The sequence below is a fragment of the Chromohalobacter nigrandesensis genome, assembly GCF_023061285.1.
GTDB classification, from domain to species: domain Bacteria; phylum Pseudomonadota; class Gammaproteobacteria; order Pseudomonadales; family Halomonadaceae; genus Chromohalobacter; species Chromohalobacter nigrandesensis.
This window is the reverse complement of the sequence record NZ_JAKGAM010000010.1, coordinates 66,576-79,627: the sequence shown is the minus strand read 5'-3', so window position 1 is coordinate 79,627 and position 13,052 is coordinate 66,576. Positions and strand designations below refer to the sequence as shown.

Genomic DNA, 13,052 nt, shown 5'->3' with positions numbered 1-13,052 from the left:
GGCGTCGCATGCTGATTGTCGATGAGGCGCTGGAAGTGACAGAGGTGATGACGACGCACTTTTGAATGGCGCCAAGCATGCGGCTTATAAAATGGCGATTAGACTTAAGGCGGATATGCGTGCGATATGCTAATATGTTGCCCCGCTTAATGAATCCGTCCGCCGGCGGCGCCTCGTCATCCGGCAGACCCGACCTGTCGATATCGCCATGACGCATCGTTACCTCAATACCTCCTTGTTGCTGGGCGCCCTGGGCGTTTCCGGCGTTGCCTTCGCCCAACCCTCCGCGCCGGAGGTGATGGAAGTCACGGCACCGCGCCTCGACCGCGAGCTGTACACCACCCCTGCCGCAGTGTCCGTGATCGAACACGATGACATCGCCGCAGGGCAACAGCGCGTGCGTCTCGATGAGTCGCTGGTACGTGTGCCGGGCGTGTTTTTGCAAAATCGTGACAACTTCGCCCAGGGCGAGCGCCTGGCGATTCGTGGCTTCGGCGCGCGGGCGCCGTTCGGGGTGCGCGGGATCACGGTGATGACCGATGGCATTCCCTATACACTGCCCGATGGACAGGCACAGCTCGATGCCATCGACCTCGACAGCGCCGAGCGCATCGAGGTGATTCGCGGTCCGTCGTCGGTGCTTTACGGCAACGCGGCAGGGGGCGTTCTCAGCGTGACCACGGCGGATGGTCGCGACGATCAGAAAACGCGCCTGGGCGCCGAGATCGGTAGCGACGGTTACCAGAAGTATCGCTTCAGCGACGGTGGCGTGAATGGCCCCTGGTCGCATCATGTGAGTGTGTCGGCGCTTAATTTCGACGGTTATCGCGATCAGAGTCAGGTCGAAAAGTATCACCTCAACGCCAAGGTGCGTCGTGAGCTAGGCAACGACCGCGCGCTGACGGCCATCGTCAACTTGCTGGACAATCCGCGCTCCGAGGATCCAGGGGCGCTGAAAGAATCGGAAGTGGATGAAGATCGCCAAGGGGCTGCTCCAAACTCGCTCGCCTTGGATGCAGGGCAGGAAGTCGATCAGCAGGTGCTGGGGTTACAGTACGAGGATCTATCCGCGGGGCCGGGCGAGCTGTACGTCAAAGGCTTCTATTTGCAGCGTGACTTCGAACAGCAACTGCCTTACAAGGGTGACAGCCGCATCAACTATCAGCGTGACTATTACGGTGCCAGCGCCGAATATCATCAGGATCTGCTTCTCGGCGAGTTGCCGTTGCGTTATGTGATTGGCGTCGATGCCGCGCGTCAGGAGGACGATCGGGACCGCCATAATGTAGATGCCGTCAATGGAGTCACTGATCGGGCGGGCGATGAAATGCAAACGGCGACTTCGTTGGGTGTGTTTGCCCAGGGTGATCTGGATCTCACCGACAAGCTGACGCTGTCGCTAGGGGCGCGCTACGATCGCGTCGATTTCGATATCGACGATGATTTTGATAGTGACGGCGACCAGAGCGGTGATCGTGCTTTCCGGGAGTGGAGCGGTTCGGCGGGCTTGAGCTACCGATATCTGCCGACACATCAGGTCTACGCCAATACCGGTACTTCTTTTGAAACACCGACGTTCTCTGAATTCGCCAACCCCAGTGGCGTGGGCGGTTTCAATCCGGCCATCGAGCCACAGAAGGCGTGGAATCGCGAAATCGGGCTACGCGGCAACTTCGCCAATGGCGTGGATTACGATCTGGCGCTGTTCTCGGTACGCGTGCGTGACGAGCTAGTGCCCTACAACGAGAACGGTCGGGACTTCTACCGCAACGCCGGAGACTCCTCGCGCGATGGCGTCGAGCTGGCGCTGGGCTGGCAGATGACGCCGAGCTGGCGTCTTGATAGTGCCTTGACGTTGGCCAAGTACGAGTTCGATGAATATAAGGTCAAGAGTAATAACGAGAGTAATAGCTACGGCGGCAATCGTATCCCCGGCTTGCCGGAGCAGACCTGGAACACTCAACTCTCCTGGCAAGGCCTCGACGAGCGCTTTGCGACGCTCGAGACGCAATACATCGGCGACATGGTGGCGGATGATGCCAATGACGTGGACGTCGATGACTACTGGTTGGTCAATCTACGCGTCGGTGATGGCTGGCACCTGGGCGGCGACACCTTGCTCAAGGGCTACGTGGGCATGCGCAATCTCTTCGATCGCGAGCATTTCGCCAATGTGCGCCTCAATGGTAGTTATGGGCGCTATTATGAGCCGGCGCCGGGACGGACCGTCTACGCTGGTATGGAAGTCGCGTTCTAGGCGTATCGATCAATAACCAGAGAAGAGGGAACCTAATGCGCTATCTATTTGCGGTGATGGGAACCGCGTTGCTGCTGGCGGGGCTCGCTGGCTGCACGGTCAATACCTATGATGACGGCGAGCGAGAAGTCAATACAGGCGTGCCCAATAGCGGACCGACCAGCAACCCGGCGGATGTATCGCGTTCCGACGGGACGCCTTGACGCCGTGATAGGAACCCCGCCGAATCTAGCAGGCCACAAACGCCACGGCCCCTCCATGGAGGGGCCGTATTGCGTTGGGCCGGTCAGTGCGCCGTAGTGTTACGCTTCGAAGTTGCTCTCGGAGTAGAGCACGCGCAGGCGCAACGTGTGGTTGACGCGCTTGAGCGCTTCCAGTGCCTTGGGGCCGTAGGCCTTGTCGACATCGATGACCACGTAGCCGACGCCGCTGTTGGTCTGCAGGTACTGCGCCGAGATGTTGATGCCTTCGTCGCCGAGCACCTTGTTGATCTCGGACATCACGCCCGGCACGTTCTCGTGGATGTGCAACAGGCGGTGCTTGTCCGGATGGGCGGGCAGCGCGACCTCGGGGAAGTTGACCGAGGTGATGGTGGTGCCGTTGTCGGAGTAAGTGATCAGCTTCTCGGAGACCTCGATGCCGATGTTCTCCTGAGCTTCCAGGGTCGAGCCGCCGATGTGCGGGGTGAGGATGACGTTGTCCTTGCCGCGCAACGGGGAGACGAATTCCTCGTTGGTACCCTTGGGCTCGACGGGGAAGACATCGATGGCTGCGCCGAGCAGCTTGCCGCTCTCGAGCACTTCAGCCAGCGCCTCGATATCCACCACGGTGCCGCGCGAGGCGTTGATGAAGATGGCGTTCTGTTTCATCAACGCCAACTGGTCGCGACCGATCATCCAGCGCGTGGAGGGTTCGTCCGGCACGTGCAGGCTGATGACGTCGGCGCGTGCCAGCAGTTCCTCGAGCGAGCCCACCTGGCGGGCATTGCCCATGGCCAGTTTGGTGATCACGTCGTAATAAAGGACATCGAAGCCCAGCGATTCGGCAAGCACCGAGAGCTGGGCGCCGATGCTGCCGTAGCCGACGATCCCCAGCGTCTTGCCGCGCGCTTCATGGGAATTCTTGGCCGACTTCAACCAGCCGCCCTGGTGGGCACGGGTGGATTTCTCGGGAATGCCGCGCAGCAGCATGATGGCTTCGGCGAGGACCAGCTCGGCCACCGAGCGGGTATTGGAATACGGTGCGTTGAAGACCGGAATACCACGTTCGAGGGCTGCATTGAGATCGACCTGGTTGGTGCCGATGCAGAAGCAACCCACGGCGGTGAGCCGCTCGGCGGCGGCGAACACGCGCTCGGTGAGCTGCGTGCGCGAGCGCAGGCCGATGAAGTGAACGTCACGGATCTTCTCGACCAGCTCGTCCTCGGACAAGGAGGTAGAGAGCGTTTCGATGTTGGTGTAACCGGCATTCAGGAGGTTGTCCACGGCGGACTGATGAATGCCCTCGAGCAGCAGAATCTTGATCTTGCTCTTGTCCAGAGACGTCTTGGCCATTGTCGGTTCAACCCTTTCGTCGACTGATGCGACGTTTATCTATCGGTATGATGGTGGCCTGTCCAGACGGGCGATCCGAGGCCCCGAGGCAAGAAAAAAAGGGGAGGAAGCCGCCCAGCGACAGGGCCCATATCGTAGCACAGACGGCCTGTTTGAGGATGAATTCGCTGCACCTTGTGCATGAACGCGCTTGGTTCGCAGCGCTTGCTGACCACGCCGGGGCAGACGCGTCCCCGGGGCTTGGGTGTATACTGTGGGGCCAAATCTTGGCAAGCCGGGCCGTGGCATCGGTCCGCACGGATGAGCGAGAAGCGCCATGGTGGAAAAGGATGCATCGGTTGGCGATGTCGACCAGCTCGACGGAACGGATGTTCAGAACGCCGCCCCGGAGGATTTTGCGGCGACGCTGGCGCGTCTGGAATCGCTGGTGGCCCAACTGGAGTCAGGCGAGCTGTCTCTGGAAGCGTCGTTGGTGGCGTTCGAGCGCGGTGTGCATCTGACCCGCGACGCCCAGCAACGCCTGGAAAACGCCGAGTTGCGCGTCAAGGCGTTGCTGGAACAGCCCGACGGCAGCTTCCACGCGACGCCTTTCGATGCCGGGGAGGCCGATGGTGAGCGTTGAACCCCTGGCCGAGCGCGACATCATCACGACGGCGCGGGCGCGTACCGAGCAAGTGCTGGCGCAGGTCTTCGAGCGCACCACGCCGGTCGCTGGCGAGCTCGATGCCGCCATGCGCTATGGCGTATTGGGCGGTGGCAAGCGCCTGCGCCCGGTGCTGGTGTACGCCGCTGGACGTGCGTTGGGTGCCGAGGACACCGCACTGGATGCCCCCGCAGCCGCCATCGAGCTGATCCACGCTTACTCACTGATCCACGATGACTTGCCTGCCATGGACGACGACGACATGCGTCGTGGGCGCCCCACCGTGCATCGTGTCTATAACGAGGCGATGGCCATCCTGACCGGCGACGCGCTGCAAACGCTGGCCTTCGAGGTGCTCGCCGAGGCGCGCCCACCGCATCTGGGCGCGATGGTGGGGGTGCTGGCCCAGGCCTCGGGACGTGACGGCATGGCCGCCGGGCAGGCGCTGGACCTGTGCGCGGTGGGCGGTCAACTGGATGTCGATGCCCTGGCGACCATGCATCGTTACAAGACCGGCGCCCTGATTCGCGCTGCCGTGCGGCTCGGCGCCCTGGCAGCCGTCGATGAAGACGACCCGCGTGTGGCGGCGCTGGATGTCTACGCCGCTGCTATTGGCTTGGCGTTCCAGATTCAGGATGACATCCTCGATGTCACCGGCGACGCCGCGACCCTGGGCAAGGCCACCGGCGCCGACGCGGCGCGTGCCAAACCTACTTATCCGGCTTTGCTCGGCCTGGAAGGCGCCCGTGCCAAGGCGCACGGCCTGCTCGACGAGGCGCTGGACGCCTTGGCGCCCTTGGGCGAGCGAGCCTTTCCTCTGGCCGACTTGGCCCGCCATATGATCGACCGCGATCACTGATCGGTTGTAGACAACGCTTATGAAGCTGTTCGACGAGATTCCTGCCGAACGTCCGGCCACGCCATTGCTCGATACTCTCGAGTCTCCTGCGGCGTTACACGATTTCAATGCGTCACAGTTGCGCGAACTGGCCGACGAGCTGCGTGCTTACCTGCTCTATAGTGTCGGCTGTACCGGCGGCCACTTCGGCGCGGGGCTGGGCGTGGTCGAGTTGACCGTCGCCTTGCACCATATTTTCGACACACCGCATGATCGCCTGGTCTGGGACGTCGGCCATCAGGCCTATCCCCACAAGATCCTCACCGGGCGCCGCGAGCAGATGTCGACCATTCGCCAGCTAGGCGGGCTGGCGGCGTTTCCCAAGCGCGACGAGTCGCCCTACGACACCTTCGGTGTCGGCCATTCGAGCACCTCGATCTCGGCGGCGCTGGGCATGGCCCTGGCGGCGCGAACCAAAGGTGAGAAGCGCCGCGTCTGCGCGGTCATCGGCGACGGTGCCTTGAGCGCTGGCATGTCGTTCGAAGCGTTGGCGCATGCCGGGCATGTCGATGCCAATATGCTGGTGATTCTCAACGACAATGAGATGTCGATCTCCGAGAACGTCGGCGGCATGGCCAGTTACCTGGCACGCATCCTGGTCAGCAAGCCCTACACGGTAATGCGCGAGAACAGCAAACGCGTACTTTCGCATCTACCGGGCGCGCTGGAACTGGCGCGCCGTACCGAGGAGCACGTCAAAGGCATGGTCAGTCCGGCGACGCTGTTCGAGGAAATGGGCTTCAATTACATCGGCCCCATCGACGGCCATGACGTGCCGAGCCTGGTTCAGGCGCTCGGCAGCATGGCGAACCTCGAGGGGCCGCAGTTTCTGCATATCAAGACCTGCAAGGGACGCGGCTTTCGCCCCGCCGAGGCCGATCCCATCGGCTATCATGCCATCACCAAGCTCGAGAAAACCGCCAGCGAGCCGCCGCCCAAGGTGGAGCCGCGTTCGCCCAACGAGGCTATGGCCGAGCCCAAGGCCAAACCGCGCAAGTATTGCAACGTCTTCGGCGAGTGGCTCTGCGACATGGCGGCGGCGGATACGCGCTTGATCGGCATCACGCCGGCGATGCGCGAAGGTTCCGACCTGATTCGCTTCTCGCGCGAGTATCCCGAGCGTTACTACGATGTGGCAATCGCCGAGCAGCATGCGGTGACGCTGGCGGCGGGCATGGCGTGCGAGGGCATGAAGCCCGTGGTGGCGATCTACTCGACCTTTCTGCAGCGCGGCTATGACCAGTTGATCCACGACGTGTCGGTGCAGGCGCTCGATGTCACCTTCGCCATCGATCGTGCGGGCGTGGTCGGCGAAGATGGCCCCACGCACCATGGGGCGCTTGATCTCGCGTACCTGCGCTGCATTCCGGGCATGGTGGTGCTGGCGCCCGCCGATGAAGCCGAGTGTCGCGCCATGTTGAGTGCCGCCTATCACCACCAAGGCCCGGCGGCGGTGCGGTACCCACGCGGTACCGGGCCGGGGACGACGCTCGCGCCCGGTCTCGAAGCGCTTCCCATCGGCGAAGCCGAGACACGGCGTACCGGCGCGCAGGATGGCGTGGCGCTGCTGGCATTCGGCAGCATGAACGGCCCCGCCGCCGAGGTTGCCGAAAATCTCGACGCCACGCACCTCAACATGCGCAGCGTGAAACCGCTGGATCGTGACGCCATACTCGTGGCGGCGCGCCGGCATCGGCTGCTGGTGACGCTTGAGGAGAATGTCGTCGCCGGTGGTGCGGGAAGTGGCGTCAATGAACTCCTGGCCGCCGAGGGTGTCCAGGTCGAGGTATTGAATCTTGGCCTGCCGGATGCCTTCGTCGAGCATGGCAAGCCCGCCGAATTACTGACGGTGTGCGGTCTCGACGCCGAAGGCATCGAAGCCTCGGTACGCCAGCGCCTAACACTTAGCAACAAGACGGAAAACTCATGCTGATCGCCATCTTGATTGGGGCCGGGCTCGGCTTCATGTTCGGTAAATTGCCGGGACTGATTATCGGTGCCTTTTTGGGGTATTGGGTCGCGCGGCGCCTGATACGCCGTGTGGTCGTCTCCAAGCTGTCGCAAATGCAGGGGCAGTTCCTCGACTCGACGTTCGCGGTTATGGGGTGTGTCTGCAAGGCGGACGGCCATGTCAGCGGTGACGAGCTGCGTGTCGTCGAGGCGCTTTTCGAGCGCCTACGCCTGAGCGAGGCGCAGCGCGAAAGTGCAAAAGCGGCCTTCGAACGCGGCAAGGCCGATGACTTCGACCTCGACGCCGAATTGGCCACGGTGCGGCGAGTGACCGGTGGGCAACGTGCGCTGTTGCAGGTGTTCCTGCAAGTCCAACTCTCGGCCATCGCCGCCGATGGCGAATTGCATCCTGCCGAGCATGACATGCTGCTGCGCGTGGCGCGCGGGCTGGGATGCAGCGAGGCCGAGATCGAACAGATCGAGGCCATGCTGCGTGGCGGTCAACAGCAGGCGAGTGGCGGCGCGACATCGCAGCAGGCGCTGACCGATGCCTATCGAGTGCTGGGCGTCGAATCTGATGCCAGCGATGCCGAACTCAAGCGCGCCTATCGCCGCCTGATGAGCCAGAATCACCCGGACAAGCTCGCCGGCAAGGGGCTGCCCGAGAGCATGCGCGAAATGGCCGAGGCGCGTACTCAGGAAATCTCCAACGCCTACGACCTGATCAAGAAGTCCCGCGAAGCGAACGCCTGATCAGCGTGTCGGCTTGGCGATGCGTTGACGGATGTACCGATCGTTGGCAACGCTAAAGGTGGCAGCGCCCCCGTGTGGTGCGACACTAGGAGAAGTGAATGCCCGCGAGATTGCAAACGTATCGCGCCATGGCACGCGTGCTAGGGGCATTCGACGCCTTGGGATGGCGTGTGGGCTACCGCTATGGTGATCGCCAGTTACTGGAGAAGGTGATCCTCCCGGCGCTGGCCACGGAAGTCGGCGCCGGCCATGTGCTGCTCGTCGGCTGCGCCTGGTACACGCGCGATTATCCCGATCTCTTCCCCAGGAGTCGCGTGACCACCCTGGATATCGACCCGGCCAAGTCGCCCTTCGGCGCCGAGCGCCATATCGTCGCTGACATGGCCGCTTTGGCGGCGCATTTACCACCCCAAAGTCTGGACGCCGTGGTCTGCAACGGCGTGCTGGGCTGGGGGTTGGATGCTCCCGGCGATATCGAGACGGCCTTTGCCTCGACGGTGGCCTGCCTGCGGCCCGGCGGACAACTCTTGCTGGGCTGGAACGATATCCCGCCCTATAACGCCGTACCGCCCGATGCCGTGACGGCACTCGAGGACTTGTGCCCGCGCGCGATTCCCGGGCTCGGTCAGCACAGCCTGATCGCGCTGGAGCGCAATCAGCACTGCTACCAGGCTTTTCAGAAGGCGGAGGCGAAAGCCTGACGCCCCGAGAGGAGGCCGCTCAGGCTTCCACTCCTGCCCAAAAGACGGCCCAGGCCCCCTCCAGACGTCGTTCGAAGGTATCGGCGTCGTAGTAGAAATTCTCGGCGAACAGACCATCCATCAGACAGTAGAAGGCGGCGATGAACTGCGCCTCGGGCAGTGCGCGCAGCTCACCAGCTTGGCGGCCGTCCTCGAAGAGTGCGTGCAGATGGGCGTTGATGCGCCGCTCGTTGTCATTCGAAATGGCGGCGACCTGGGTGGCTACGTCCGTCGGCGGAAAGAGCAGGTAGCGCTTGTAGAACACGCCCTGGTGCTCGCGGCGGATGAAGGTAGCGCACGCGCGAATGAGTCGCTCGAGGCGTTCACGCGTGGGCAAGTCGTGGGAACGTGTCAGGCTGTCGTCGACGAGCGTGACGATGCCGCTTTCGACTTCTTCGAAGATCGCCAGGAACAGTGCCGCCTTATTGGGAAAATGATTGTAGATCGACGGCTTCTTGATACCGATCTCGGTGGCGATATGCGCAAGCGAGGTGCCTTCGTAGCCATGCTGGGCGAATAGGGCGAGACCGGTGTGTTTGAGTTTGTCGCGGGTATGCACTGAACGTCCCTGGGCCTGCGTGAATCTGCTCATGATCGCGGCTCGTGCGCACGATTGCCAAGTCGTGTCGTCAACTTTATACTAACGACCGTTAGTTAGTTTAAACGCTTCTGGCGTGATAAGCACTGTTGTGAAAAGTGCGACACGCAAGTGATCGAGGAGGCCGTGATGGCAATGCGTTGGCTGATTCTACCGCTGGCGGCGGTGGCTGAGGTCGGTTGGGCGACCGGCTTGAAACTCGCCGATGGCCCCGGCGGCTGGGTGGCGACATTGGTCATGGCGACGTTGAGCTTGCTGCTGGCGGTGCAAGCTGTGCGTTTCTTGCCGGCGAGTACCGTGTACACGGTCTTCGTGGGGCTCGGCGCTGCGGGCACGGTAGCGGCCGATGCCTGGCTGTTCGGCACGCATTTCTCGTGGCCATCGCTGGCGTGTATCGGGTTGATCCTGATCGGTGTCATCGGCTTGCAGCAGTTTGCCGGCGAGCCCACGGCCGGTCGGGTGTCTCACGACGCTGATCGCCAGCGCGAAGGAGTGTCCTCATGACGTGGCATTGGTTGGCGTTACTCGGAGCGGGGGTTTTTGAGGTGCTCGGCGTGGTGGGGTTTGCCCGCGTCAGCCAGGGGCGAGCGCTGGCCGGCGGTGTGCTAATGACGCTGGGATTCGGCACGGCGCTCGGCTTTCTGGCACTGGCCATGCGCGGCATCGACCTGGGCGTTGCCTATGCCGTGTTCACGGGTATCGGCACTGTATGTGCCACTCTGCTGGGCATGCTGTGCTGGGGCGAGTCGCGTCATCCGTTGCGGATCGCCTTCACTGCGTTGATCGTGATCGGTGTGCTGGGGCTCAAGTTTTTGAATTGAAACGCTTAGGCAGGCGAAGTCGGCGTATTAACCCTGCCACTATCTAGCCGATAGTGAGGGGCTATCAAAGTGATAGGATGACTTTAGTTTGTAAATACTTAGCGTGCTAATAAAATGCGTCTTGTACACCACATACAAGAGGTTCTCATATGAAACGCGCATTAGCCGTTACCGCATTTCTTATTGCCGCCACACCGCTGGTTGCCCAAGCAAGCACTGCCTCGCAGCAAGCTGCCGCCGTCAATCATGAGTCGCTTCAAGTGAGCTCGCAAGCGGCGGATGCTTCGGCGTCACGAACCTTCGATAACGATGCTTTCCGCTATTCCGGCATGAGCGTCGCCATGGCCGACAGTCAGCGTGCCATCAATGACGACGAGCAGACTGCCACACCGTCCTCTGCGTCAACGCAGGATGACAAGAGCTGGTTGGAGACACTGTCCGACAATAATCGCTATCTGGGCGCGCCCGCTGGCTGGTAAGCGTGAACCCTGTGATGCCGACTGGTCGTTGCAGGAATGGTCACACGCTCGGCGCGTGCCGGGGCAGTGTCGGTAGGAGGAGCGTGCCCGCTGGGCGGCGGACACGCAAGCGGGTCAGAACTTGTAGTTGATGCTGAAGTAATGGCCCGGGCCGGAGGTGTCCTGGCGGACGCCGGAGGCATCGGTATCGTCGCGGTAGAAGGCCATGTTGTTGTAGATCTTCAGGCCATAGCCGATGGCGAAGCGGTCGGTATGATAGTAAAGGCCGTTGAACCACTCCAGGCTGTTGCTGCTGCTCCCCGGCCGTTCGGCGACGGTGTCCGCGCCGAACTTGTAGTCCAGATACCCTTGGTAGGCGAGAAAGTTGCCATTGCCGAAGGTGTAGAATGGCTTGAACCAGTCGGTGGAAGCCATGAAGCCATCCCAGGAACTCTCGTCCGGCCCGCCATAGTTCTCGCGCACGTAGCGTGCGGTGAGGTTGAGGCCGATCTCGCCGAACCAGGGCACTTCGACGTCCGAACCGAGGCCCACGTAATGCTCCCATAAGCCACCGCTGGGGCCGTTGTCACCGATGTTGGTCACGGTGGCGATGTACCATTCCTTGACCGGGCCCACGGAGAGGTCGCGACCGCTCATGGCGTCCAGCGAGAAGCGCGGCGCGAGCTTGATGAACATGTTATCGCCGCCGTTCTGATCGTCGCTGCTGTCGTCGAGAGCATCGAACATGTCGACATACCCGTAAAGATCGACGATGCCGGAGCGCCCGCCGAACTCCATTTCTACGTAGGTATCCTGGGCGTTACGAAACGGCAGGCGGTTGTCCTCGCTATGCATCAGATTGAAGGTCAACCAAAGGTTGTCATCTTCGTGAATCCCCTCCGAATAATCCGCCGCCATGGCCGGAGTAGCGCAGACCGTCGTGGCAAAGCACGAAGCCCCAACCCACTTGCTTATTGTCTTCATTGTCATGGTGACTATTCCCATCTTTATGTTGTCACGTTGCAGTCGAAGTACCTTCCAGGCCCGCTGATGTATCGCGGTCCACGTTTGCCTCGTCTTGTCGCGAGGTCTCCGCTGGCGGTTATGCCAAGCTGATGAAGAAGCCTGCGATGGTGGCCGACATCAGGTTGGAGAGTGTGCCGGCAAGCACGGCCTTGAGGCCGTAGCGGGCGATTTCCTGGCGCCGGTTGGGCGCCATGAGTCCGAGCCCGCCGAGCAGAATGGCGATCGAGGAGAGGTTAGCGAAACCGCATAGCGCGAAGGACAGCACGGCAGCGGTGTGCTTGGACATGGCCTCGCCGGTGGCGGCCACGACGGTATCGCCGGAGATATACGGTGCCAGGTTGATGAAGGCGACGAATTCGTTGACGACGATCTTCTGGCCGATGAACGAGCCGGCCAGTGTGGCCTCGCCCCAGGGAATGCCCAGTAGAAAGGCGAGCGGCGCAAAGAGCCAGCCGAGGATCATCTCCAGGCTCAACGACTCCATGCCGAACCAGCCACCCACGCCGCCGAGAATACCGTTGAGCAGCGCGATCAAGCCGATGAATGCCAGCAGCATGGCGCCGACGTTGGCTGCCAGCATCATGCCCGAGGTGGCCCCGGTGGCGGCGGCATCGAGTACGTTGGCAGGTTTGTCGTCTTCTTCGATCTTCTCTTCGGCCTGCGAGATGCTGTCATTGGGCGTTTCGGTTTCTGGCATCAACAGTTTGGCGAAGAGCAGCCCGCCGGGCGCGGCCATGAAGGAGGCCGCGATCAGGTATTCCATGGGAATGCCCAGACTCGCGTAACCGGCGAGCACCGAACCCGCCACCGAGGCCAAGCCCCCACACATCACCGCGAACAGTTCCGAGCGTGTCATCGAGGCGATGAAGGGGCGCACCACCAGCGGTGCCTCGGTTTGCCCCACGAAGATATTCGCCGTGGCCGACATCGACTCGCTGCGTGACGTGCCCAACACGCGCTGGAGTGCGCCACCTAACAGGCGGATGACCCACTGCATGATCTTCAGGTGGTAGAGCACGGCGATCAATGACGAGAAGAAGATGATGATCGGCAAGACCTTGAAAGCGAAGACAAAGCCCACGCTTTCAGGGTTGGCCAGATCGCCGAACAGGAAGTCGATGCCATCGTCGGCATAGACGATGACCTGGCTGACGCCCTCGGATATCGTCTCGAGAACGGCCTGCCCGAAGGGAGTGTAGAGGACGAAGGCGCCGATGGCAGCTTGAATGGCGAAGGCGCCGCCGACCGTACGGAAGCGAATCGACTTGCGATTGGAGGAAAACAGCACAGCGATAAGGATCAGTGTCGCCATCCCTACCAGGCTCATGATAGCGGTCATAACAGCATCCTGATGA

14 protein-coding genes are annotated in these 13,052 nt (G+C 61.9%); 10 read left to right on the top strand and 4 right to left on the bottom strand.

Features of this window, described 5'->3' with window-relative positions; translation table 11 throughout:
• Positions 1–208 precede the first annotated feature (208 nt).
• Both L1073_RS12475 and L1073_RS12470 read left to right on the top strand, forming a co-directional pair.
• On the top strand, positions 209–2,257 hold the full coding sequence (locus tag L1073_RS12475) for a TonB-dependent receptor family protein (RefSeq protein ID WP_246899725.1): 2,049 nt from the start codon (positions 209–211) through the stop codon (positions 2,255–2,257).
• Between the two features lie 35 nt (positions 2,258–2,292).
• Complete coding sequence (locus tag L1073_RS12470; RefSeq protein WP_246899724.1) at positions 2,293–2,460, top strand: hypothetical protein; 168 nt, start codon at positions 2,293–2,295, stop codon at positions 2,458–2,460.
• 99 nt (positions 2,461–2,559) lie between these two features.
• Here L1073_RS12470 and serA read toward each other — a convergent pair whose 3' ends face one another.
• Positions 2,560–3,810: a phosphoglycerate dehydrogenase gene (gene serA, locus L1073_RS12465; protein ID WP_246899722.1), complete on the bottom strand. Its 1,251-nt coding sequence runs from the start codon at positions 3,808–3,810 to the stop codon at positions 2,560–2,562.
• A gap of 316 nt (positions 3,811–4,126) precedes the next feature.
• Here serA and L1073_RS12460 point away from each other — a divergent pair, with 316 nt between their 5' ends.
• The 5 genes from L1073_RS12460 to L1073_RS12440 all read left to right on the top strand — a co-directional run bounded on the left by L1073_RS12460 (position 4,127) and on the right by L1073_RS12440 (position 8,755).
• Positions 4,127–4,432 carry an exodeoxyribonuclease VII small subunit gene (locus L1073_RS12460; RefSeq protein ID WP_246899721.1) on the top strand — a complete coding sequence of 102 codons (306 nt, stop codon included), beginning with the start codon at positions 4,127–4,129 and terminating at the stop codon, positions 4,430–4,432.
• Complete coding sequence (gene ispA, locus L1073_RS12455) at positions 4,419–5,312, top strand: (2E,6E)-farnesyl diphosphate synthase (protein ID WP_246899719.1); 894 nt, start codon at positions 4,419–4,421, stop codon at positions 5,310–5,312. The genes L1073_RS12460 and ispA overlap by 14 nt, the downstream gene beginning before the upstream one ends.
• 19 nt (positions 5,313–5,331) lie before the next feature.
• The gene (gene dxs / locus L1073_RS12450) at positions 5,332–7,284 is read left to right on the top strand and encodes a 1-deoxy-D-xylulose-5-phosphate synthase (protein ID WP_246899718.1); all 1,953 of its coding nucleotides are present in this window, start codon (positions 5,332–5,334) and stop codon (positions 7,282–7,284) included.
• Complete coding sequence (djlA, locus tag L1073_RS12445; protein ID WP_246899716.1) at positions 7,278–8,054, top strand: co-chaperone DjlA; 777 nt, start codon at positions 7,278–7,280, stop codon at positions 8,052–8,054. The genes dxs and djlA overlap by 7 nt, the downstream gene beginning before the upstream one ends.
• Positions 8,055–8,152: 98 nt before the next feature.
• Positions 8,153–8,755, top strand: coding sequence for a class I SAM-dependent methyltransferase (locus L1073_RS12440; protein ID WP_246899714.1), 603 nt, complete (start codon positions 8,153–8,155; stop codon positions 8,753–8,755).
• Between the two features lie 19 nt (positions 8,756–8,774).
• Here the strand turns inward: L1073_RS12440 and L1073_RS12435 are convergent, their stop codons facing one another.
• The gene (locus L1073_RS12435; RefSeq protein WP_246899713.1) at positions 8,775–9,386 is read right to left on the bottom strand and encodes a TetR/AcrR family transcriptional regulator; all 612 of its coding nucleotides are present in this window, start codon (positions 9,384–9,386) and stop codon (positions 8,775–8,777) included.
• 135 nt (positions 9,387–9,521) lie between these two features.
• Between L1073_RS12435 and L1073_RS12430 the strand changes: the two genes are divergently transcribed.
• The 3 genes from L1073_RS12430 to L1073_RS12420 all read left to right on the top strand — a co-directional run bounded on the left by L1073_RS12430 (position 9,522) and on the right by L1073_RS12420 (position 10,692).
• Positions 9,522–9,896: a DMT family transporter gene (locus tag L1073_RS12430; RefSeq protein ID WP_246899712.1), complete on the top strand. Its 375-nt coding sequence runs from the start codon at positions 9,522–9,524 to the stop codon at positions 9,894–9,896.
• Complete coding sequence (locus L1073_RS12425; RefSeq protein ID WP_246899710.1) at positions 9,893–10,213, top strand: DMT family transporter; 321 nt, start codon at positions 9,893–9,895, stop codon at positions 10,211–10,213. The genes L1073_RS12430 and L1073_RS12425 overlap by 4 nt, the downstream gene beginning before the upstream one ends.
• A gap of 149 nt (positions 10,214–10,362) precedes the next feature.
• Positions 10,363–10,692 (top strand): hypothetical protein, encoded by a 330-nt coding sequence (locus L1073_RS12420; protein WP_246899709.1) that lies wholly within the window; start codon positions 10,363–10,365, stop codon positions 10,690–10,692.
• A gap of 114 nt (positions 10,693–10,806) precedes the next feature.
• On the opposite strand, the gene L1073_RS12415 is transcribed toward L1073_RS12420, so the two are convergent.
• A complete protein-coding gene (locus L1073_RS12415) occupies positions 10,807–11,661 on the bottom strand; it encodes an outer membrane protein OmpK (protein ID WP_246899707.1) in 855 nt (284 codons plus the stop codon).
• A gap of 112 nt (positions 11,662–11,773) precedes the next feature.
• Positions 11,774–13,036, bottom strand: coding sequence for a NupC/NupG family nucleoside CNT transporter (locus tag L1073_RS12410; RefSeq protein WP_246899706.1), 1,263 nt, complete (start codon positions 13,034–13,036; stop codon positions 11,774–11,776).
• Positions 13,037–13,052 lie beyond the last annotated feature (16 nt).

Excerpts from the sequence above, each read along its gene's own strand:
- L1073_RS12425 (WP_246899710.1), top strand. The coding sequence starts at position 9,893 with ATGACGTGGCATTGGTTGGCGTTACTCGGAGCGGGGGTTTTTGAGGTG.
- L1073_RS12460 (WP_246899721.1), top strand. The coding sequence starts at position 4,127 with ATGGTGGAAAAGGATGCATCGGTTGGCGATGTCGACCAGCTCGACGGA.
- djlA (WP_246899716.1), top strand. The coding sequence starts at position 7,278 with ATGCTGATCGCCATCTTGATTGGGGCCGGGCTCGGCTTCATGTTCGGT.
- ispA (WP_246899719.1), top strand. The coding sequence starts at position 4,419 with ATGGTGAGCGTTGAACCCCTGGCCGAGCGCGACATCATCACGACGGCG.
- L1073_RS12415 (WP_246899707.1), bottom strand. The coding sequence starts at position 11,661 with ATGACAATGAAGACAATAAGCAAGTGGGTTGGGGCTTCGTGCTTTGCC.
- L1073_RS12435 (WP_246899713.1), bottom strand. The coding sequence starts at position 9,386 with ATGAGCAGATTCACGCAGGCCCAGGGACGTTCAGTGCATACCCGCGAC.
- serA (WP_246899722.1), bottom strand. The coding sequence starts at position 3,810 with ATGGCCAAGACGTCTCTGGACAAGAGCAAGATCAAGATTCTGCTGCTC.
- L1073_RS12470 (WP_246899724.1), top strand. The coding sequence starts at position 2,293 with ATGCGCTATCTATTTGCGGTGATGGGAACCGCGTTGCTGCTGGCGGGG.
- L1073_RS12430 (WP_246899712.1), top strand. The coding sequence starts at position 9,522 with ATGGCAATGCGTTGGCTGATTCTACCGCTGGCGGCGGTGGCTGAGGTC.
- L1073_RS12440 (WP_246899714.1), top strand. The coding sequence starts at position 8,153 with ATGCCCGCGAGATTGCAAACGTATCGCGCCATGGCACGCGTGCTAGGG.
- L1073_RS12420 (WP_246899709.1), top strand. The coding sequence starts at position 10,363 with ATGAAACGCGCATTAGCCGTTACCGCATTTCTTATTGCCGCCACACCG.
- L1073_RS12475 (WP_246899725.1), top strand. The coding sequence starts at position 209 with ATGACGCATCGTTACCTCAATACCTCCTTGTTGCTGGGCGCCCTGGGC.
- L1073_RS12410 (WP_246899706.1), bottom strand. The coding sequence starts at position 13,036 with ATGACCGCTATCATGAGCCTGGTAGGGATGGCGACACTGATCCTTATC.
- dxs (WP_246899718.1), top strand. The coding sequence starts at position 5,332 with ATGAAGCTGTTCGACGAGATTCCTGCCGAACGTCCGGCCACGCCATTG.